Origin of the sequence: Janthinobacterium sp., from assembly GCF_009923995.1 — a bacterium.
GTDB lineage: Bacteria > Pseudomonadota > Gammaproteobacteria > Burkholderiales > Burkholderiaceae_D > Janthinobacterium.
This window is the reverse complement of record NZ_RFSK01000005.1, coordinates 133,031-153,342: the sequence shown is the minus strand read 5'-3', so window position 1 is coordinate 153,342 and position 20,312 is coordinate 133,031. Positions and strand designations below refer to the sequence as shown.

The 20,312-nt window shown below is 57.3% G+C and carries 15 protein-coding genes, 1 tRNA gene and 1 pseudogene; 9 read left to right on the top strand and 8 right to left on the bottom strand.

Going from position 1 to position 20,312, the window contains the following annotated elements:
* Positions 1 to 163 precede the first annotated feature (163 nt).
* The gene (locus EBS11_RS04410; protein WP_290600838.1) at positions 164 to 2,050 is read left to right on the top strand and encodes an MFS transporter; all 1,887 of its coding nucleotides are present in this window, start codon (positions 164 to 166) and stop codon (positions 2,048 to 2,050) included.
* 3 nt (positions 2,051 to 2,053) lie between these two features.
* On the opposite strand, the gene EBS11_RS04405 is transcribed toward EBS11_RS04410, so the two are convergent.
* The 3 genes from EBS11_RS04405 to EBS11_RS04395 all read right to left on the bottom strand — a co-directional run bounded on the left by EBS11_RS04405 (position 2,054) and on the right by EBS11_RS04395 (position 5,280).
* Positions 2,054 to 3,586: an ATP-binding protein gene (locus EBS11_RS04405; protein ID WP_290600837.1), complete on the bottom strand. Its 1,533-nt coding sequence runs from the start codon at positions 3,584 to 3,586 to the stop codon at positions 2,054 to 2,056.
* A gap of 8 nt (positions 3,587 to 3,594) precedes the next feature.
* Positions 3,595 to 5,073, bottom strand: a complete 1,479-nt coding sequence (locus tag EBS11_RS04400) for an ATPase domain-containing protein (protein WP_290600836.1) — start codon at positions 5,071 to 5,073, stop codon at positions 3,595 to 3,597.
* A gap of 66 nt (positions 5,074 to 5,139) precedes the next feature.
* The gene (locus EBS11_RS04395) at positions 5,140 to 5,280 is read right to left on the bottom strand and encodes a hypothetical protein (protein ID WP_290600835.1); all 141 of its coding nucleotides are present in this window, start codon (positions 5,278 to 5,280) and stop codon (positions 5,140 to 5,142) included.
* A 379-nt stretch (positions 5,281 to 5,659) separates the two neighbouring features.
* Here EBS11_RS04395 and EBS11_RS04390 point away from each other — a divergent pair, with 379 nt between their 5' ends.
* The 5 genes from EBS11_RS04390 (at position 5,660) to EBS11_RS04370 (ending at position 12,223) form a co-directional block, all read left to right on the top strand.
* Positions 5,660 to 6,736, top strand: a complete 1,077-nt coding sequence (locus EBS11_RS04390; protein ID WP_290600834.1) for an efflux RND transporter periplasmic adaptor subunit — start codon at positions 5,660 to 5,662, stop codon at positions 6,734 to 6,736.
* A 15-nt stretch (positions 6,737 to 6,751) separates the two neighbouring features.
* Positions 6,752 to 9,916 carry an efflux RND transporter permease subunit gene (locus EBS11_RS04385; protein ID WP_290600833.1) on the top strand — a complete coding sequence of 1,055 codons (3,165 nt, stop codon included), beginning with the start codon at positions 6,752 to 6,754 and terminating at the stop codon, positions 9,914 to 9,916.
* Position 9,917: 1 nt separating this feature from the next.
* Positions 9,918 to 11,366 (top strand): AdeC/AdeK/OprM family multidrug efflux complex outer membrane factor, encoded by a 1,449-nt coding sequence (gene adeC / locus EBS11_RS04380; protein ID WP_290600831.1) that lies wholly within the window; start codon positions 9,918 to 9,920, stop codon positions 11,364 to 11,366.
* A gap of 63 nt (positions 11,367 to 11,429) precedes the next feature.
* On the top strand, positions 11,430 to 12,044 hold the full coding sequence (locus tag EBS11_RS04375) for a TetR/AcrR family transcriptional regulator (protein WP_290600828.1): 615 nt from the start codon (positions 11,430 to 11,432) through the stop codon (positions 12,042 to 12,044).
* A gap of 102 nt (positions 12,045 to 12,146) precedes the next feature.
* Positions 12,147 to 12,223, top strand: a tRNA-Pro gene (locus tag EBS11_RS04370).
* A 310-nt stretch (positions 12,224 to 12,533) separates the two neighbouring features.
* Here EBS11_RS04370 and EBS11_RS04365 read toward each other — a convergent pair.
* From EBS11_RS04365 to EBS11_RS04355, 3 genes are all read right to left on the bottom strand, one after another.
* Entirely contained in the window at positions 12,534 to 12,926 is a 393-nt protein-coding gene (locus EBS11_RS04365; RefSeq protein WP_290600827.1) for a hypothetical protein, read from the bottom strand.
* A 442-nt stretch (positions 12,927 to 13,368) separates the two neighbouring features.
* Positions 13,369 to 15,624 (bottom strand): AAA family ATPase, encoded by a 2,256-nt coding sequence (locus tag EBS11_RS04360; RefSeq protein WP_290600826.1) that lies wholly within the window; start codon positions 15,622 to 15,624, stop codon positions 13,369 to 13,371.
* Positions 15,625 to 16,057: 433 nt separating this feature from the next.
* On the bottom strand, positions 16,058 to 16,612 hold the full coding sequence (locus tag EBS11_RS04355; protein ID WP_290600825.1) for a hypothetical protein: 555 nt from the start codon (positions 16,610 to 16,612) through the stop codon (positions 16,058 to 16,060).
* Positions 16,613 to 16,883: 271 nt separating this feature from the next.
* Between EBS11_RS04355 and EBS11_RS28355 the strand changes: the two genes are divergently transcribed.
* On the top strand, positions 16,884 to 17,063 hold the full coding sequence (locus EBS11_RS28355) for an AlpA family phage regulatory protein (protein ID WP_365954799.1): 180 nt from the start codon (positions 16,884 to 16,886) through the stop codon (positions 17,061 to 17,063).
* 333 nt (positions 17,064 to 17,396) lie between these two features.
* Entirely contained in the window at positions 17,397 to 18,464 is a 1,068-nt protein-coding gene (locus EBS11_RS04350; protein ID WP_290600824.1) for a phage/plasmid replication protein, II/X family, read from the top strand.
* A gap of 219 nt (positions 18,465 to 18,683) precedes the next feature.
* Here EBS11_RS04350 and EBS11_RS04345 read toward each other — a convergent pair whose 3' ends face one another.
* A complete protein-coding gene (locus tag EBS11_RS04345) occupies positions 18,684 to 19,124 on the bottom strand; it encodes a hypothetical protein (protein WP_290600822.1) in 441 nt (146 codons plus the stop codon).
* Positions 19,125 to 19,289: 165 nt separating this feature from the next.
* On the opposite strand from EBS11_RS04345, the gene EBS11_RS04340 reads away from it, so the two are divergent.
* Positions 19,290 to 19,625, top strand: coding sequence for a hypothetical protein (locus EBS11_RS04340; RefSeq protein WP_290600821.1), 336 nt, complete (start codon positions 19,290 to 19,292; stop codon positions 19,623 to 19,625).
* Between the two features lie 332 nt (positions 19,626 to 19,957).
* Here EBS11_RS04340 and EBS11_RS04335 read toward each other — a convergent pair.
* Positions 19,958 to 20,269 (bottom strand): annotated as a pseudogene (locus EBS11_RS04335) (integrase core domain-containing protein); the annotation flags it as partial.
* Between the last annotated feature and the right edge of the window lie 43 nt (positions 20,270 to 20,312).

Here is a 20,312-nt window from a genome sequence, read left to right as displayed (position 1 = left end):
ACAGGCGATTTTTGTTGTGCCAGGACAGGCGTCAAGGGGTGGGGCCGGCATGGCGCGCCGCGCTGCCGCTCGTATTGACGGGGAGCAAGGGCGAGACATTAAGATTGTCGTGCGCAGGATAGTGCTGTATTTTAGCAATTCCTTAATTGCCCGTCCCCATGCCATGAGTCAAAGCAGCCAGTTTTCCTTATTGTCGCAGCGCCGATTCGGGCCCTTCTTCTGGACCCAGTTCTTTGGCGCCTTCAACGACAATCTGTTCAAGACGGCGCTGATGGTGATCCTCGCCTACGACGCGCTGAGCTGGACCACGCTCGATCCATCCACCATCACCAACCTGATTCCCGGCCTGTTCATCCTGCCCTACGTCGTGTTTTCGGCCACGGCGGGCCAGCTGGCCGACAAGTTCGAAAAGGCGGGCCTGGCCCGCTTCGTCAAATGGATGGAGCTGGCCATCATGGCCGTGGCCGCCGCAGGCTGGATGACGCATACGCTGTGGCTGCTGGTGGCCGCCGTGGTGGGCATGGGCGTGCATTCGACCCTGTTCGGCCCCGTCAAGTATGCTTATCTGCCGCAGCAGCTGAAACCCGAGGAATTGGTCGGTGGCAATGGCCTGATCGAAATGGGCACCTTCGTCGGCATATTATTGGGTGAAATCCTCGGCGCCGTGCTGATCGTGCACAAGCCGCTGGGCGTGGAACTGGTGGCGGGCGCCACCATCGCCGTGGCCGTGTTCGGCCTGATCGCCAGCTACCGCGTACCGCGCACGCCCGCGCCCGAGCCGGACTTGAAGGTGAGTCTGAACTTTGTCGCTGAATCGTTGCGCAACCTGAATTTCTCGCGCAAGAACCGTCCCGTCTTCCTGGCCATGCTGGGCAACTCCTGGTTCTGGTTCTACGGCGCCCTGATCCTGGCCCAGTTCCCCGTGTATTCGAAGGATTTCCTGCATGGCGACCACAGCGTGTTCGTGCTGCTGCTGACCGTGTTTTCCGTCGGCATCGGCACGGGCTCGCTGCTGTGCGAGCGCCTGTCCGGCCACAAGATCGAGATCGGCCTGGTGCCGTTCGGCTCCATCGGCCTGTCCCTGTTCGGCATCGACCTGTATTTCGCCAGCAATGCGTATGCGAACACGCAGGTGGTCGACGCGCTGGCGTTCGTCAGCCAGGCGGGCGTGCCGCGCATCCTGCTCGACATCGTCATGATCGGCATGTTCGGCGGTTTCTTCATCGTGCCCCTGTTCGCCCTGATCCAGACGCGCTGCGACCCGAAACACATTTCGCGCACGATCGCCGGCATGAATATTCTCAATGCCCTGTTCATGGTGGCGGCGGCCGGCGTCGCCATCGTGCTGCTGGGGCAAGGCTTCACCATACCCCAGCTGTTCCTCGTCACGGCCATCCTGAATGCGCTGGTGGCGGCCTACATCTTTTCGCTGGTGCCGGAATTTCTCATGCGCTTCCTCGCGTGGATACTCATCCAGACCGTGCACCGTGTAAAAGTGGTCGATGGCGAGCGTATTCCCGCGGAAGGCGCGGCCGTGCTGGTGTGCAACCACGTGAGTTACGTGGACGCCATCGTCATCATGGCGGCCAGCCCCCGTCCCATCCGCTTCGTCATGGACCACCGCATCTTCAAGATGCCCCTGATGGGCTGGATTTTCCGCACGGCCAAGGCCATCCCCATCGCGCCGGCCAAGGAAGATCCTTTCCTGATGGAAAAAGCGTTCATTGACATTGCGCAAGCCCTGCACGAAGGTGAACTGGTGTGCATCTTCCCCGAGGGCAAGCTGACCCGCACGGGCCAGATCAGCGAATTCAAGGGCGGCATCGCCAAGATCGTCGCGCGCAGCAAGGTGCCCGTGATTCCGCTGGCGCTGCGCGGCCTGTGGGGCCACCTGCTGAGCCACCGCAATGGCCATTTGTTCGAGCGCGCCTTCAAGGCGGGCTTGCGCTCGCGCCTGTCGCTGGCCGTCGGCATGCCCGTGCCGCCCGAGGCCGCCACGCCGGAGTTGCTGCAGCAAAAGGTGCAAGAGCTGCGGGGCAAGTGGAAGTAAGTGTCATTCCGCGCCCGTCGCCGCGCCCGCCCGCCGCGCCAGGTGCTGGCCCAGCAGGGCGGCGATGGCGGCGAAGTCGACGGGCTTCGTCAGGTGATGGTCGAAACCGGCCTGCGCCGTGCGCTGGCGCGCATCGCCCTGGCCCCAGCCCGTCAGCGCGATCATCAGCACGTCGCGGCCCTGCGCCAGGCGGCGGATCTGGCGCGCCGTTTCATAGCCGTCCATGCCCGGCATGCCCAGGTCCATGACGATCAGCTGCGGCCACGCGGCATCGATGGCGGCCAGCGCCTGCGCGCCGTCATAGGCGACCCGCACGGCATAGCCTTCCAGCTGGAACAGCGTTTGCAGCGAATCGGCCGCGTCGCGGTTGTCGTCCACGACCAGCACCTGCACGGCCCGCCCCGCGCTGGCGGGCGCCGCATCCGCCGGCGCGGCGGGCGGCCCTTCGACCATGCTGGCCGCCAGGCGCACGACGAAGCGGCTGCCCCGTCCGGGCCCGTCGCTGTGCGCTTCGATGCAGCCGCCGTGCATTTCGGCGAACTGGCGGGCCAGGCTCAGTCCGATACCGAGGCCGCTGGCCATCTGTCCCGCCTGCGTGCGGCCCTGCTCGAACATGGAAAAGATGCGGGGAATGGCTTCGGGGTCGATGCCGATGCCGTTGTCCTCGATGGTCACCTGCAGCTGGCCGCCTGCCAGCTGCGCCGCAATGTGGATGTGGCCGCCATTCGGCGTGAATTTCACGGCGTTCGAGACGATATTCGCAAAGATTTGCACCACGCGCGCATAGTCGGCGTGCAGCACGATGGTCTGCGGCGGCAAGTCCAGCGCGATGGTGATGTGGCGGCTGCTGGCGGCGGGCTGGCACAGCTCGATGACATGGGCGAGGACTTGTTGTAGCGCAATGTCCTGGCGCTGCAGCTGCACCTTGCCGCTGGTGATGCGCGCCACGTCGAGCAAGTCATCGACGAGCCGCGTCAGGTGCGTGACCTGGCGTTCGATCACGCCTTTGACCTTGCTGACCTGCTCGGATTCCGGATACAGGTGGCTGAGCAGGGCCACGGACGTCTTGATGGGAGCCAGGGGATTGCGCAGTTCATGGCCCAGGCTGGCGAGGAATTCATCCTTGCGCCGCTGCGTCTCGCGGACCTGGTACTGGCGCTGGCGCGCCCGCAGCATGGCATGGGCCGAGGTGATCAGGGTCAGCATGTGCACGGGACGTTCCAGCAGGGTCAGGTTGCCGAGGGTGGCGATGGCTTGCCGCAGGGGCAGGGAATCGAGCCCCGCGTGCGTCAGCAGGATGATGGGCAGGTCGGACCATTCCGGCTGCTGGCGGCCGAAGTCGTCGAGCACCTGGTAGGCACCCGCATGCAGCGCCTCGTCCACCGTCAGCACGCCGCCGGCGCCCAGCGCCAGCTGCTCGGCCAGTTCGCCGGGCGAGCGGCAGGCATGGCTGGCGATGGCGCCGCTGGCCAGCACCTGGACGGCGAGGGCGGCGTCCTGGCCGGCCGGCGCGTAGATCAGGATGCGCTGTTCCATGGCCAGCCCTAGGGAAATGGCGTGCCGCCAACGGTGGGCATGCCCGTCAGGATGCCGTGGAAGCCGGCCAGGGCCGGGCCGATGCGGATGCCCTGCGGGCCGATCTCGAAGCGGCGGATGCTGCGTTCATGGGGGCTGCCGCGCTTCTTGAAGACGGAAATGGCTTGCCGCACCTCGCCTTCCGTTTCGTAATAGCGCAGCATGATGACATTGTCGGCCAGGTAGCTGGCGTCGGCCGAGGTGGTCATGGCCGTGCCCAGCATGTTCTGCTGCACCCCGACGAGCAGGGTGGCCACGCCGCGCTGGCTCAGGTAATTGAGCAGCTCGTGCAGGTAAGTGCTCTGGAAGCGCTCGTCGGGCACGGCATGCATGTAGCCGTTCAGGCTATCGATGGCGATGACGCGGGCGCCCCGTTCGGCCGCGTCGACGACGGCCTGGGCGAATTCGCCGGGCGTCAGCTCGGCCGGATCGACCTGCTGCACGCTCAGCAGGCCCGTGTCGAGCATGTCCTTCAGGCGCATGCCCAGGTCGTCGGCCCGGTGCAGCAGCTTGCTGCGCGCTTCCTCGAACAGGAACATGGCGCATGGCTCGCCGCGCGCGGTGGCCGCATGCACGAACTGCGCCGCCAGGGTCGACTTGCCGCTGCCGGCGGGACCGGAAATGAGGGTGCTCATGCCTTCTTCCAGGCCGCCGCCTATCATGGCGTCGAGTTCGGCGATGCCGCTCGACAGGCGATGGTGGTTGCCGTCGCGGCGCGAGTCGGCCGCCACCAGGCGGGGATATACGACCAGGCCGCCCTCGGCGATCTTGTAGTCATGCGTGCCGCTGCGAAATGGCACGCCCCGGTATTTCACCACGCGCACGCGGCGCCGGTCGTTGCCGTAGGCCTGGTTTTGCAGTTCCAGCGAGATGACACAATGGGCCACGCTACGCACTTGCAAGCCGTCGTCGAGGGCGGAGCGGTCATCGATGAGGATGGTGGTGCAATGCCGGCTGGCTAGATATTGCTTTAATGCAATGACCTGGCGCCGGTAGCGCAGGGGGTTTTCCGCCAGCAGTTGCAGTTCGGACAGCGAATCGAGCACGAGGCGGGCGGGGTGGTGCTTCTCGATGGCGGCCAGGATGCGCTGGTTGGTCGACGCCAGCTCGATTTCCGACGGGTGGAAGATGGTGTACTGGCGCTCGGGATCGAGGATGTCGTCGCTGGGCGCGACTTCCTCGACGGCGATGCCGGCCAGGTCCCAGCCGTGCGACAGGGCGGCGGCGCGCAGTTCGATGTCCGATTCGGCCAGGGCGATGTAGAGCACCTTTTCGCCCGCGCGCGCGCCTTCGGCGAGAAACTGCAGCGCCAGGGTGGTCTTGCCCGTGCCCGGTTCGCCTTCGAGCAGGTACAGGCGCTCGGCCAGCAGGCCGCCCGCCAGCACCGTATCGAGGCCGGGCACGCCCGTCGACAGCAGGGGCGGCACGACCAAGCCAGCCCCTGCCACGGTTGTCTGCTGCGCCGGTGCCATCATCGTTGCGCCCCCTGTCATGGCAAGGTGTGGATCTGCATATTAGCGCACCGCCAGCGCCATGTCTTTTCGATACCATTGGTAAATATTCATGGCGGCGCGGCGTGCGCCGGCCTGGCGGTGTTGCACACGTGTCGGTTGCTTCAGCAAAGAAATCTTGACCCTGCTAAAGTATTCACTCATCCCAACTTTCCCGCATTGCCGTTTTATTACCATCTGCCCGGCTGCCAACTGATCCTGCCGGTGCGCCCCACGCTGTTGTTGTCGTCATTTTATTGCATCATTAATAATACAATTCGCCAGAAAGTTACTATGTTTCAATTGTAACGATGCTTGACGATTTTAGAATGATCGTTCATTCTTTGATCTGCGTTAATAAATTTATTCATTTCTAACGACACTAGCCAGCTTCTTTTTCAGAAAGTCCAAGATGCAACCAACTTTTTCCTTGACGTCGCCGCGTACGAGCGGCGCTATTGCCGTTCTGTGCGCCACTGTAATCATGGCCGGCTGCAGTAAAAAACAGGAAGCACCTCACGCGCAGCAAGCGCCGCAGGTGGTCGTGTTTACTGTTAATCCGGCCGCGTTGCCGATGAGCGCCGAATTGCCCGGCCGCACGAATGCCTACCAGGTCGCCGACGTGCGCCCGCAAGTGGGCGGCTTGATCCAGAAGCGTTTGTTCGTCGAAGGTAGCGATGTGAAAGCGGGCACGGCCCTGTATCAGATCGACCCGGCCACCTACCAGGCTGCGTACAACTCGGCCAAGGCGGCCCTGTCGAAAGCCAAGGCCAACCTGCTGACGGCCGGCCCGAAAGCGGCCCGCTACAAGGAACTGGTTGCCATCGAAGGCGTCAGCCGCCAGGAATACGATGACGCGGTGGCCGCCTTCGAACAGGCCAAGGCAGACGTCGAGTCCGCCACCGCCGCGCTGGAAACGGCCAACATCAACCTGAAATACAGCACCGTGACGGCGCCGATCAGCGGCCGCACTAGCCGCTCGACCGTGACGGCCGGCGCGCTGGTCACGGCTGGCCAGGCCGATGCCCTGACGACCGTGCAACAGCTGGACCCGATGTATGTCGACGTGACCCAGTCCAGCACGGACCTGCTGCGCCTGAAGCGCCAGATGGCCGACGGCTCGCTGAAAAAAGTGGGTGATGGCCAGGCCAAGGTCGACCTGATCCTGCCGGACGGCACCAAGTACGGCGTATCGGGCAAGCTGCAGTTCGCCGGCGTGTCCGTCGATCCGACCACCGGCAACGTGGTCTTGCGCGCGCTGTTCCCGAACCCGAAAGGCGAATTGCTGCCAGGCATGTACGTGCGCGCGCAGCTGGAAACGGGCGTGGATGAAAAAGCCATCACCGTGCCGCAAGTGGGCGTGACGCGCAACCAGAAAGGCCAGGCGACGGCCTTGATCCTGAACAAGGAAAACAAGGTCGAGCAACGCGTGCTGACCACCAGCGGCACCATCGGCAACGACTGGCTGGTGACGTCCGGCCTGGCCGCAGGCGACCGCGTGATCGTGGAAGGCTTGCAAAAAGTCAAGCCAGGCGCTCCAGCCGTTGCCGTACCGGCCAAGGCGGCTGACGCGCCTGCCGCTGCAGCCTCTGCCGCAGCATCGGCTGCCAGCGCCCACTAATCCAGGAGAATATTAATGGCCCGTTTTTTCATTGACCGCCCGATTTTTGCCTGGGTGGTCGCGATCGTCATCATGCTTGCCGGCGTGATTTCGATCCTCAGCCTGCCGATCGCGCAGTACCCGAGCATTGCCCCGCCGTCGATTTCCATCAGCGGCTCCTACCCTGGCGCCTCCGCCAAGACCGTGGAAGATGCCGTCACCCAGGTCATCGAACAAAAGATGAAGGGGATCGACGGCTTGCGCTACATGGCCTCGTCGAGCGATGCCACCGGTGGCATCAGCATCACCTTGACGTTTACCAGCGGCACCAATCCTGATATTGCTCAAGTGCAAGTACAGAACAAGCTGCAGCTGGCCACGCCACTGCTGCCGACGGCTGTCACGCAGCAGGGCCTGGTTGTCTCGAAAGCGACGAAGAACTTCCTGATGGTGTTCGGCTTCATTTCCGAAAACGGCAAGATGGACCAGACCGACTTGAGCGACTATGTGGCCGCCAACGTCGTCGATCCGCTGAGCCGTGCTGCCGGCGTGGGCGACGTGACCCTGTTCGGTTCGCAGTACGCCATGCGCATCTGGCTCAATCCGGCCAAGCTGCAAAGCTTCAACCTGACCCCGGCGGACGTGATCACGGCCGTGCAGGCGCAGAATGCGGAAGTGTCGGCCGGTGAACTGGGCGGCACGCCGTCCCTCAAGGGCCAGCAGCTGAACGCTACCGTGTCGGCGCAAAGCCGTCTGCAAACGGCGGAACAGTTCGGCGCCATCCTGCTGAAAACCACCACCGACGGCGCCATGGTGCACCTGAAGGACGTGGCTACCATGGAACTGGGCCGCGAGAACTACAACACCGTGGCCCGCTACAATGGCCATGCAGCAACCGGCGTGGCGATCAAGCTGGCAACGGGCGCCAACGCGCTCGATACGGCCAACGCGGCGAAAGCCATGCTGAGCAACCTGAGCAAGCAATTCCCTGAAGGCATGAGCTACCAGGTGGCGTTCGACACGACCCCGTTCGTGAAACTGTCCATCGAAGAAGTGGTCAAAACCCTGGTCGAGGCGATCATCCTGGTGTTCCTGGTGATGTATCTGTTCCTGCAAAACTTCCGCGCCACCCTGATCCCGACCATGGCCGTGCCGGTCGTGCTGCTGGGTACCTTCGGCATCCTGAATGCGTTTGGCTATTCGATTAACACCCTGACCATGTTCGCCATGGTGCTGGCCATCGGCCTCCTGGTCGATGATGCGATCGTGGTGGTGGAAAACGTCGAGCGCGTGATGAGCGAAGAGGGCTTGTCGCCGCTGGAAGCGACGCGCAAGTCCATGACGCAGATCACGGGCGCGCTGGTCGGTATCGCCATGGTGCTGTCGGCCGTGTTCGTGCCGATGGCCTTCTTCGGCGGTTCGACGGGCGTGATTTACCGCCAGTTCTCGATCACGATCGTGTCGTCGATGGTGCTGTCCGTCATCGTCGCGCTGGTGTTTACGCCAGCCTTGTGCGCCACCTTGCTCAAGCCGGTCGAAAAAGGCCATCACGCGACGAACAAGGGTTTCTTCGGCTGGTTCAACCGCAGCTTCGACAGCAGCAGCAACAAGTACCAGGGCTGGGTTGGCGCCATGATCACGCACCGCGCCCGCTCGATGCTGCTGTACGTGCTGTTGCTCGCTGGCCTGGTGTTCATCTTCATGCGCCTGCCGACCTCCTTCCTGCCGGAAGAAGACCAGGGCATCCTGTTTACGCAGATTCAGTTGCCGACGGGCGCCACGCAGGAGCGCACCCTGAAAGTGATCGAACAGGTCGAAGACCACTTCATGAACAGCGAGAAAGACAACGTCGCTTCCGTGTTTGCCGTGGCCGGTTTCAGCTTCGGCGGTAACGGCCAGAATACGGGTATCGCCTTCGTGCGCCTGAAAGACTGGGCGCTGCGCAAGGACGTGTCGCAGAAGGCGCCTGCCGTGGCCGGTCGCGCCATGGGCAAGTTGTTGCAGATCAAGGACGCGATGGTGTTTACCTTTGCGCCGCCTGCCGTGCTGGAACTGGGTAACGCCACCGGTTTCGACATGCAGCTGCAGGATATCGGCGGTGTCGGTCATGACGCCCTGATGGCGGCGCGTAACCAGCTGCTGGGCATGGCCTCGCAGAACCCCGTCATGGTGGGCGTGCGCCCGAACGGCCAGGAAGATACGCCGCAGTACAAGATCGACATCGACCAGCAGAAAGCCACGGCGCTGGGCTTGCAGATCTCGGAAATCAACCGCGTGCTGAGCGTGGGCTGGGGTAGTTCCTATGTCAACGACTTCCTCGACCGCGGCCGCGTGAAGAAAGTGTTCATCCAGGGCGAGGCCAGTTCGCGCATGCTGCCGGAAGACTTGAACAAGTGGTTCGTGCGCAATGCCGCCGGCGAAATGGTGCCGTTCTCGGCCTTTGCCACCGGCAAGTGGATCTATGCTTCGCCACGCCTGGAACGCTACGAAGGCTTGCCGTCGGTCGAGATCCTCGGTACGCCGGCACCAGGCCAGAGCACGGGTGCCGCCATGAACGCGATGGAAGAGATGGTGGCCAAGCTGCCGCCTGGTATCGGCATGAGCTGGACCGGCGTGTCGCTGGAAGAGCGCGAATCCGGTTCGCAGACGCCGCAGCTGTACGCGCTGTCCCTGCTGATCGTCTTCCTGTGCCTGGCCGCGCTGTATGAAAGCTGGTCGATTCCGTTCTCCGTGCTGCTGGTCGTGCCGCTGGGCGTGATCGGTGCCGTGCTGGGCACGTGGATGTTCGGCCTGTCGAACGACGTGTACTTCCAGGTGGGCTTGCTCACGGTGGTGGGCCTGTCGGCGAAGAACGCGATTCTGATCGTCGAGTTTGCCAAGGAAATGCAGGAATCGGGCATGTCGCTGCTGGACGCGACCCTGCATGCGGTGCGCCTGCGTCTGCGTCCGATCCTGATGACCTCGATCGCCTTCGGCCTGGGCGTGTTGCCACTGGCTATTTCCAGCGGCGCCGGTTCGGGCAGCCAGAACGCCATCGGTATCGGCGTGCTGGGCGGCATGCTGACGGCCACGTTCCTCGGTATCTTCTTCGTGCCGGTGTTCTTCGTGCTGGTGCGCGGCTTCTTCTCGAAGCCGGACGCGCCTGCCACGCCGGCGACGCCTGGCTCGCCAGCCGTCACGCTTTCCAAGGATGCACATTAATATGAAAAAATCGCTACTCTCCATGGCGGCACTGGCCTTGCTGGCCGGTTGCAGCCTGGCTCCCACGTACGAGCGTCCGGCAGCGCCGGCGCCCACGGCGTGGCCGACGGGCCCGTCCTACAAGGCCGACACGGCCGCTGCCGACGCCAAGCCGGTGTCGGACATCGCCTGGCGCGAGTTCTTTGCCGACGCGCGCCTGCGCCAGGTACTGGAACTGGCGCTGGCCAACAACCGCGACCTGCGCGTCTCGATCCTCAACATCGAGAAGGCGCGCGCCACGTATGGCATCGAGCGCGCCGCCCTGATCCCGACCCTGTCGGCGTCGGGCGGCCAGTCGGCCACGCGCATTCCGAAGAACACCAGCACCACGGGCCAGGAATACATCAACCGCCAGTACACGGCGAACCTGGGCGTGTCGGCGTACGAGCTGGACTTCTTCGGCCGCGTGCGCAGCCTGTCCGACAGTGCGCTGGAGCAATACCTGGGCACGGAAGAAGCACGCCGTGCGCAGCAGATCAGCCTGGTGGCCGAAGTGGCCAGCACCTATCTGAACCTGGTGGCCGACCAGCAGCGCCTGCGCGTGGCGCAGGACACCCTGAAGAGCCAGCAGTCGTCGTATGATCTGGCCGTGCGCCGCTTCAGTGCCGGCGCCACGTCCGGCCTGGACAAGTACGATGCCCAGACGAGCGTCGAATCGGCCCGTTCCGACGTCGCCGTCTACACGAGCCAGGTTGCGCTGGATCAGAACGCGCTGGTCCTGCTGGTGGGCGGTCCCGTGCCGGCCGAGCTGCTGCCGCAAGGCGAGTTCGGCGCCGTCACGACGCTGGCCGAGATTCCGGCCGGCCTGCCGTCGGACGTGCTGCAGCGCCGTCCCGACGTGCTGGCGGCGGAGCGCACCCTGCGCGCCGCCAATGCCAACATCGGCGCGGCGCGCGCGGCCTTCTTCCCGCGCATTTCGCTGACGGCGACGGCGGGTTCGGTCAGCGACAACCTGTCCGGCCTGTTCAAGGGCGGCAGCGGCACGTGGAGTTTCATTCCACAGATCAGCTTGCCGATCTTCGATGGCGGCGTGAACCGCGCCAACCTCGATATCGCCAAGGTGCAGCGTGAAATTTCCGTGGCGCAATACGAGAAGGCGATCCAGGTCGCCTTCCGCGAAGTGTCCGATGCGCTGGCCCAGCGCGGCACCATCGACGAGCGCCTACAGTCGCAGGAATCGCTGGCCGAGGCGTCGATGAAGAGCTACACCATCCACGACGCGCGCTACAAGCAGGGCGCCGAGTCCTACCTGAACGCCCTGGTGGCCCAGCGCGCGCTGTACACGGCGCAGCAAAGCCTGATCACGGCGCGCCTGGCCAAATCGACCAACCTGGTGACCTTGTACAAGGTGCTGGGCGGCGGTTGGCAGCCTGAGCAGACAGCCGTCGCGGCGGCTGGCGGCGTCCAATAATCACGGGGACGCCGACGCCGGCCTTGCCCGCGAGGGCAGGGCCGGCGCGCTACTGGAAAAGTCATGAACCAAGTTGAAAAGAAGCATCCGGATCCCGAGCGCGCCAACACGCGGCGCAAGCAGGTGCTCGATGCGGCGGAGAGCTGCTTCAGCCGCCGCGGCTTCCACGGCGCGAGCATGGCCGAGATCTCGAAGGCGGCCGGCATGAGCGCGGGCCACATCTATAATTATTTCGACAGCAAGGATGCGATCATCGCCGCCTTCGTCATGCAGAATACGGAGCGGGTGTCGAACCTGATGCAGGACCTGGCGCAGCGCGAAGACCCGCTGCAGGCCGTGATCGACAATGCGGGCGAGCATGTGCTCGAAGCGCTGGACCCGAAAACGTGGATGATGCCGCTGGAAATTTTTGCCGAAGCGTCGCGCAATCCGGCGATCGCCGAAATGCTGCAATGCTCGGACCAGCGTTCGCGCCAACTGTTCCTCTCCATCGTCCGCGATGCGCGCATCAAGCGGGGCTTGCCGGCCGACGAGGAAATGCTGCAAGGACGCCTGAACGCCCTGGTGGCCCTGTACCAGGGATTGCCGGTGCGCTTCATTCACAATCCGGACGTCAAGGTCGAACCCCTGATCGCCGGTTTTCGCATCATCCTGACGGCCTTATTGCTGAACGAATAGGGCGCTTGCCACGAACATGCAAAAAAGTTTGCGCAGTTCGATATGAATCATGCGGAAAGCATGGCAAAAACCTAAAAGCGTCTGCTATAATTCTCACCTCGTCGGGGCGTAGCGCAGCCTGGTAGCGTACATGCATGGGGTGCATGGGGTCGGAAGTTCGAATCTTCTCGCCCCGACCATTAGAATCAAAGACTTAGCAGTTTTTGTGCTGCTGAGATAAGAAGCTGTGTACACAGATGTGTACACAGCTTTTTTTGTGACTATTGTCTTCATGAGGATGTGTTACGAGAACAAGGGGCGTCTTCGTTGTAGAAGGGTATCTTGAAGTCTTTTTATTTTGCCCGAAACTTCAAACGTTAAGTGTAGAGCGGCGCACACTTTTACACCCAGATATTCTATTATTTAATGGCAAAATTGCGCGGATATTGTCACTAATCAAGGCGTAAAAGAGCCCTCTGATAGAGGGCTTCGTCTTAGGCTGTTTATGGGTCAGTAGTAGCTGCGCTTCCGCTTAATGAGGAAATATCCCAAGACAACGAAAGCAGCGCCGATGCCCCACTGGAACCACCACATCCCATAGTAAACGGTCTCCTGAGCACTTAACCGCCAGTGTGAGCTGACTGAATTCACGTAAGCAATAGCGCTCAGCAGTGGACATAGGGAAATCCAGCAGAAGACGAGCCAAAAACAAAAACCTTCCGTAAGACCAATCAAGCTGACTACCCCGATCGCCAGTCCGCTGACTCCGATGATAGCCAACGCTGTTTGGAAAACGATGCTCGTTTCAACCCCATTGGCTTTTGCAAAGATATAGCAGTTGTACAGAATGACAGCTAAGACGAATAAAACCGCCGCCATTGCAAATTTGTACATATCGTCCATTTACACCTCTTAATTAGTATTAAAATGGCAATATATATTGCCATGTGGATACTGCAAGTGGAGCATCTCCAGGCGGTAGAAATGAAAAAATCCGCCGAAGGGGTTGTGGTGGTGCATTGAGTTTTTTACGCCGCTTCGAGCGCCGCCAACCGCGCCTCCTGACCCGCAACTATAAACATAGCCAGTTCGTCATACCGGAACGCGTAGCGGTCGCCGGCTCCTTGTACGCAGCGCGCGCTTCGATTGCCGGAAATCCCACGTTAGCCAGCACAGTTGGCGTGACGACCATACCGAACGAATTCAGTGCTGCTGGCACCGCCTCGGTCGCAGGGATAGCTGGCTGCACTGTGCGCCGGCGCACTGTGGTGGGCCGCACTGAAGTCGACGCAAGCGTCGGCGGCGAGCAGATAAAGACGGTTCGGACAAGATGCTTACGGTTCGCCTAAGCCGCGATGGCTGCCCGCAGTGCTTCCATATGCATTGGATCGTCTTCTTCCAATGCCGTCATCAGATCCTTCACTGCTGCTTCGATATCGCACATGAGTTCGTTGTTCTCAGTCATGCGCTCAATATTGTTTGCGTGACTAAAATAATGCAGAGCTTTGAGGATACGCTTGGACTTCACTGCCCCAAAGATTCGATCGACTCGCTGATCTACAGTAGCGTTTTTTGTGTCGGGATACTTTGCATAGCTATATAGCTCTAAGAAGCGGCGAGCTGCATTTGGAAGCATCATCAGAACGCGGAAGTCTTTTTTATCGGGGGCTTGTTGGAAATCGTGTAGGACACTGAATAGGAAGTGGTATTCTGAACTGTATTGGCTAAGCGACTTCGGAAGATCACAGAAGGTTGAGGTGGTTGGCGAATTCCGCTTAACGAGATAGTGTTTAGACGACTTGTTGTCTGGCTTCAGCTCCTTCATCAAAGAGAAGAATTCAAAGTTGTGTGTTGAGACGAAGATCTGCTTGCAACGGGTTGTCCATTCACTTCCTGGTTTCGCCTGTTGGAAAAACGTCTCTTTGATGATGGCTGTCACTTGAAAAATGTGATTGCTGTCCAGGCTCGAAATGGGGTCGTCGATGTATACAATGATATCTTCAAAATTCTTGGTTTCGCGGAGCTGTGTAAGGAAGTAGGAGAATGCGATGGCAGTCTTCTCCCCCTCGCTCAGATGCTTAGCCGGCTTTTTGTTCGCCCGTTGAAGCTGGAAGCGTTCTTCGGTGCCGACTGAGACCACATCGATATGAACACTGTTCACACCGAGAAGGCTTTGTATCATCTTGTTCATCTCTTCTCGTCCCAACTGAGATTTGCTGATGATGGCCTTCTTCTCTTGAATGGCGGCCGCTAACTTATCTGCACGATCATTGTAGTTCGCGACAGAATCTGCCAGTTCTTTTTGGCTAGTCTCAAAGCCAGCCAATTTTTGGTTTACACAAAATTCTTGTGCGAAGTGCAGTTTGAGTGCATTGATGGCCTCAGCTTTTTCTGAGGGAAAGTTGTCGAACGATTTGTTGTTCGCATCGATCAGGTCATTAAGCTCCTTCGCCGCATCTTTTACTGCTTGGGTCGAGTTTGGAGTAACAGGCGTTAGGATTGCAGTCGAGAATGGAGCCTGTGATTTTCTGTTTAAGTCCAAGATCGCTGCTTCGATCGCGGCATTGTAATACTTGATCGTATCGGTCAGTTTTACAGCAGCAGCAGCAATCCTCGTGCGGTAAGCTGATTCGATCTCGGCATCCTTTGGTGCGGTATAGGCTATTTCGGCGCCCGCAAGTTTGATTTTTAGATTGGTCAGATCCTGTTTGTGATTACTGAGGTCTTTTGAGAAGTGAGCGATAAGGACCGCCATATGGTCCTGCTTCAATGGTCCCCCGCAAAACTCGCATTCTCCTTTACCCTCATGCAGTGGAAGGCCAGTGGCAATCCAGGCTTCCACTTTTGGATGCTGTGCCAAGTGGTCGATGGTATTTGCCATATCTGGAATCTTGACGAGCAGCGCTGGGACTTCAGCTAATAAGGAATCAAGTTTGAACGATATAGTGGCGTGAGGCAGCGTTGGTAGCTTATCGGCTTCCTGAGTTCGAGCGATTTTGAGCTTCTCTTGTACGACTGATTCGTTGAGCTTGAATTTCGCTGTATCGATGCGGGCGAGCCCAATCTGCTTTTCGAGCTGAGTTGATCCAAACGCCTCGACAATACCTATCGTCGTTTTGATCGTCGCAGCAGTCGTTGTCTTTGCCGTAGTCATTGTCTTCAAGTTAGCGGCGGCCTGTTTCGACTTAACCTCGGCTTCTTCCAGCAGCTCCTTCCTCTCCAATTCGAGATCATCGATCTCTTTCTGGGCTTTATCCGAGTCAGCACCGAGCAACAGGATCGGTTTGAACGATGAGCCTGCGAAGTTCAAATTCTCCACAATGAAGTCTGAATTGAACACCCTAACGGTCAAAGGATGGGCGGTGTAGTTGGTTTCGTTGATGGCATCGCCATCAGTGTTTAGTGTGAACCTAAAGGCAGGGAGGTCAGGGCCAAGGGCTTTACGCTCCAACGTCGACATTAGGCGGGACAGCGTTGTCTTGCCGGAGTAGTTCCAGCCATAGATCAGGTTTTTTGCTCCAAATTCGCTGGTCTCATCCGTTTTATGTGTGTAGTCATTAAAAACACCAAGTCCCTTGATTTGTTGTATATTTTTCAACATATCTTGCGCCTTTTCTGGTGGAAGCCCGCACATTGCCTTTCCCGCCAAGTTCACATATTTGGGTGGTAAGGATTTGTATAAATGTTGACCCTAGTGAGCCTTCTCGGCGCCAGAGTTAAATCTCTTTATGTTTATTTTTTAACACTTAATTTTACAACATTAATTATAATATTGAAAAATCGTAATCTTTGTTGTTTGTTCGCATTAAAGTTTTGTACTCTGGTTGCAATGCTTGTCACGATGATATACGTGGCTGGCGGTTGAATTCAATGCGAAACAATGGCGGAACCGAAAGCTAAAGTGCCGTGGTCTGGATGCCATTATTTACTAAGAAAGTTCAGGCGGGATATGAACGGAGCACTTTTGCTTCGGGCTCTCATAGAAGTTGTAAATTCTATCTGCCTCACCAGAGCGCCCGACTGACGGTGGTTAGCTAAACCAAGAAATCTCCATTTCTGCAAATTTGCAAGACTTGAGGCATTTTTTTGTCTGGATCGCAAACACAAACAATAAAGTTTGTCAGGCTATTAAATCGAGTTCCCTCCGCAGTTTTGACGGAAAGCTTGTATAAATGGCCCGTTCGATAAATGCGTCGCGACTCACCATTTCGTATCGTTTCTGAGTCCTTTTTTGTTAAGGCGGTCGGACGGCGAACAGATTTAGCAATGTATTTGTGAACCTCTAATTTTGTAGGGTAGAGATAAAGACTAGGTATCCACATCGTCCGTGGCCTTGTCCTGCCCCTGTAGCCAGCTTTGAAGATTTTCGCCTGCATCGCAACAATTTCGCGTTGTAACTGATCGACTAATTCTCCAGGGTCCATAAAGTAGAACGAATTAATAGAGTTAGCGGCATCACCTAACTTACGGTCTACCCAGTTCCTTGCCAATGGGCGGAGTTGCCTCTCCCATCCGTCTCTCCAGATTGTGATCTTACGAATCAAATCCTGTTTTTTACGCTCTTCATTCGTTGCAGTCTTCTGGGTCATGTTCCGTCTTAAAAATTTCTATTACTTGTAGCATCGTAGCATAAAAGTCAAAAAAAATGCAAAATTGAAAATTTCTATTACTGAGAAAAAAATCTGAAAAACAGTAAAAAACGCTGAAAAAATGCTGTTTTTTGATGTTTTCACAAACATGGAACCTAAAAATAGCGACCAAGTAAATAGAGTTGGTACAGGCATCTGGCCACCGTGATGTGGACAGCCTCTACACAAGAACAGCTACGGCTGTAACGTAACTTATCTGTGTGAGACACCAATGAAAATTATTCGTCCTAAAGCCCTTTTCGCAAAAATCGGGTTGTCTCGATCAACCGTTTGGCGTCTCGAAAGGGCAGGGAGCTTCCCTAAGCACCTGAAGCTATCCAGCCAAGCAATTGGATGGAACCTTGAAGAAATCGATGCATGGTTGCTGGCGCGAACTACGACATCAACGTGAATGAGGCAGCATGCGCAGCGCGTTGATCGTGTGCTGATTTAAGTAGTGATGAGGATGACGAAACGCTGTAGTGAGGTTATCTATCTGCCCGTCAGGGCATCCTCTGTAATACATGATGTAGATACACCTATACGTAACAATAGAGAGAATGATGTGTCAGGCACCGCCTTTAGCACGCCTTCCGTACCTGCATAGCGGAACCACTGGACTGCCTGGTTATCAGGAACCTGCTTTCCTCTTCAAGTCGTTCTAAACCTACTAGTAAATATGCCGTGATGTCAGCACAACGTTGCTTGTGCTGACACGCCCTCATCTCTAACTTTAAGGACCCTCATGAACTTTCCAAAAGAAACCTTGTTCAATATCGACACCGTAGAATTCTCAGTCGCAAACGCCGATGTCGACATGACGCTTTTAAAAGCGAAGACGCGTGGCGAAGTCTATTGCGACGGTGAGAAGAAGAGCAGTAAAACCAATAGGAGGCGTATAGCTGGATACCAGAAGCGTCACGCTGTGCATGTGCGTTACGAATCGATGGCGCGAGAGCTGTCTGTGGAGGGCTCAATATTTGCCTATAAGTCGGGTCAGAACGTGTATACGTCGCCTAACCTGAAGAATGGTTGTCTCAATGTTTTGCAAGATCTGAAGAAGAAGATCGGCCTAAATGCTGGCGAGGAGAAGCTGCCGGCAGCTTGGCTAGCTGGCGAGATTACCTTAAGCCGCGTAGACATAGCGGTGAATCTTGCGTTTAAGTCTGACGAGCAGTTATCACGTGTTTTGAAGCAAGTAGCTCATCAGCTTGTGGGGCATCGAGGCTCCATGCACAAGATTGGAAATAGCATTTATTGGAGCCCCCAACTGGGAACCAAGTATCAGATCGTCATGTACATGAAGCACCCTCAAATGCTTGCAAAGAGAAACAAAGATAAATCAGATGACAATGAGCACTACGACCAGTTGGTATCGGACTGCAAGGGGATGCTTCGACTTGAAATCCGATTCCGTGGTTCCTTGTTAAGAGAACTTGGTCTCGACCAGGCTTCTGCATGGGATAGTGATACCGCGCGGACCCTATTTGAAAAGTACGCAAAGCGGTTGAAGCTTTTGAATGTACTAAGCCCGGTTGTGACGAAACAAGAACTAGATTGCGTGAAACCAAAGTTGCGTGCTGTTTTGGCTCTTGCAAAGCTGGGAGGGGACCTTGAAACGGTCTATTCAAAGCGAACGCTACAGGTGCACCGCGCGGCGTTCCGAGCGCTCGGTATTGACATTGATGCCCCGCCGACAACAGGAGAGATGAGGAAGCTACGCACAATTTTATTGAGCGGAAAGCGGGTTGCTAAAGTACCCGCGTGGCTTGCTAAAAATGCTGAGAAAGTCGCTCGTAACCCAAAGTTCTAGGCACATCCTGAGATACTTGCCCCCTGATGTTGGTTGTTCGATTACTGCCTTTCTGAGTTTGTCTTGGTTTCATGAATCTTCGCGATCATAAACTTCTAAGCTCACTACACTTTTGTGCTCACGCTTGTGTACTAATTTAGAAAATTTATAGGCGGTTACTATGCTATGGATGAGGCTGCAGGTATTTACATACCTGCAGCCTCCATGCAGTCGCAAGTACTACGCTTTCCCTTGCTGATTTCTTAGCACGCACTGAGCGATGCCTTCTACCAAGCGAATGTTTTCTGGAGAAAGCTGCATTAGTACTTCAACTAGCTGGACAAGCTCACTCTTACGATGACCAACGACTATCACTGTATCTTCACCCTTATCAGCTCCCTTTCCGGGGTTTGGTAGGGTGCGTTTTCCTATCCCGTACCGCAGCCATTGGGGCGATACGCTAAGCCAATCTGCAAGAGCTAACAGCTTTGCCTGCGTTGGTATCGCATCCGCAAGTAGCCACTTGCGTACTGTTTGAGCGGCTACCTTGCTCGATGGGTAGCGCTCGTTGAACTCCTTGGCTAATTGCGTCGGACTGCTCACAGTTAGGCCTGCGCGTATGAACTCTTTCTGCAGCCGTTCGCTGAACTGGCGCCGGATTTCTTCATTGCTTGTTTCCATGACTCAGCAAGCTACCTATTGGAGGAGTAACTATGTAGAAATATTGTTCTTGCTAAAAACCAAGTAGTTACTGTAAAATTTTGTTCCATACCCCTGTAACCTGCAATTTTTGGGCAGGAATATGACGCCAGGGCGTGTATTCGAGACTTTTCTTTGGGAGTTAAAATGCAATATCAAAAGGTTCCAGATGAGCGCTGCATATCCCAAGAAATGGTGCGGAAAAATCTTTCTAAGTACAAAAATCACGAATTAGTCATGTGCCCGCACTGTGCTTACATAGGCCCGGCGGGTTTTATCCGATACGTGGCGGCTGAAGGCATAACTGCAGGACTGATTGTTCTGCTACTTGTCGCAGGTGTTGTAGCTATCGTATTTCAAGCGAGCGGGTATCCAATGTGGATCTTCTGGTTTGTTGTTTTTCCCTTGCTGGTTTACGTTACGGTAGGGCCCACAAAAGTGTATGAGTGTCCTTGCTGTGTCGGTGATATTCCGAAGCATTGATTTAAGTTAGTGGTAAGCGTTGAAGATGCAAGGTTTACCAATTGCATTTAATAGCAGTAAAAGCCGTTACTACAACTTTTAATGATCGTGATGGATGGTCTTTTACTTTGCTTCTAACCAGCCAAAACTTGGTACCTCGAACTTACCTGGAACCTCGAACTTGCCTTGTACCTGGAACCTCAAATCTAGAGGCCTATTGCGGTCAGCGGTACTCTGTGCAGCGACAGCGGCGACGTACTGCATGCGTGGCGCCTGGCCGGGCTGTGCATCTCGTTGCGCGAAACCAGAGTGCAATTCATTAAGAAAAGCTATCAAGCCAGCGATGGCACATTGAGAGCCATGTGAGGCCGAATCTCATTGTAATCCACAACCGATGCCTCCAAGACGGCCTGGACCTCGAATAGAGAGGTGGAGCAGTGGACGTTGAGGCATTCATCACGCAGCGATCAGTTGAACGTTTCGATGAAGCAGTTGTTGGTCGGCCTTCCCTGCCGGCTGAAATCGATCTTGGTATGGGGATGGTAAGCCTAGAGGTCCAGCATTTGCCCGGAAAATTCGCTGCCGTTGTCGACGAACTGGCACTTCGGCGCCGTCCGTTTTGCAATGAGGCGGTTGAGTGCCGTTACGATATCCTCACCGCGCAGGAGATTGCTGGCCGCTATGGCTAAGGCGCTTGAACAGGCGCTT

Bases quoted from the DNA above. Each gene is read 5' to 3' on its own strand.
- adeC (WP_290600831.1), top strand. From the start codon at position 9,918: ATGAAAAAATCGCTACTCTCCATGGCGGCACTGGCCTTGCTGGCCGGT.
- EBS11_RS04355 (WP_290600825.1), bottom strand. From the start codon at position 16,612: ATGACCCAGAAGACTGCAACGAATGAAGAGCGTAAAAAACAGGATTTG.
- EBS11_RS04340 (WP_290600821.1), top strand. From the start codon at position 19,290: ATGCAATATCAAAAGGTTCCAGATGAGCGCTGCATATCCCAAGAAATG.
- EBS11_RS04385 (WP_290600833.1), top strand. From the start codon at position 6,752: ATGGCCCGTTTTTTCATTGACCGCCCGATTTTTGCCTGGGTGGTCGCG.
- EBS11_RS04395 (WP_290600835.1), bottom strand. From the start codon at position 5,280: ATGAGTGAATACTTTAGCAGGGTCAAGATTTCTTTGCTGAAGCAACCG.
- EBS11_RS28355 (WP_365954799.1), top strand. From the start codon at position 16,884: ATGAAAATTATTCGTCCTAAAGCCCTTTTCGCAAAAATCGGGTTGTCT.
- EBS11_RS04345 (WP_290600822.1), bottom strand. From the start codon at position 19,124: ATGGAAACAAGCAATGAAGAAATCCGGCGCCAGTTCAGCGAACGGCTG.
- EBS11_RS04375 (WP_290600828.1), top strand. From the start codon at position 11,430: ATGAACCAAGTTGAAAAGAAGCATCCGGATCCCGAGCGCGCCAACACG.
- EBS11_RS04365 (WP_290600827.1), bottom strand. From the start codon at position 12,926: ATGGACGATATGTACAAATTTGCAATGGCGGCGGTTTTATTCGTCTTA.
- EBS11_RS04360 (WP_290600826.1), bottom strand. From the start codon at position 15,624: ATGTTGAAAAATATACAACAAATCAAGGGACTTGGTGTTTTTAATGAC.
- EBS11_RS04405 (WP_290600837.1), bottom strand. From the start codon at position 3,586: ATGGAACAGCGCATCCTGATCTACGCGCCGGCCGGCCAGGACGCCGCC.
- EBS11_RS04350 (WP_290600824.1), top strand. From the start codon at position 17,397: ATGAACTTTCCAAAAGAAACCTTGTTCAATATCGACACCGTAGAATTC.
- EBS11_RS04410 (WP_290600838.1), top strand. From the start codon at position 164: ATGAGTCAAAGCAGCCAGTTTTCCTTATTGTCGCAGCGCCGATTCGGG.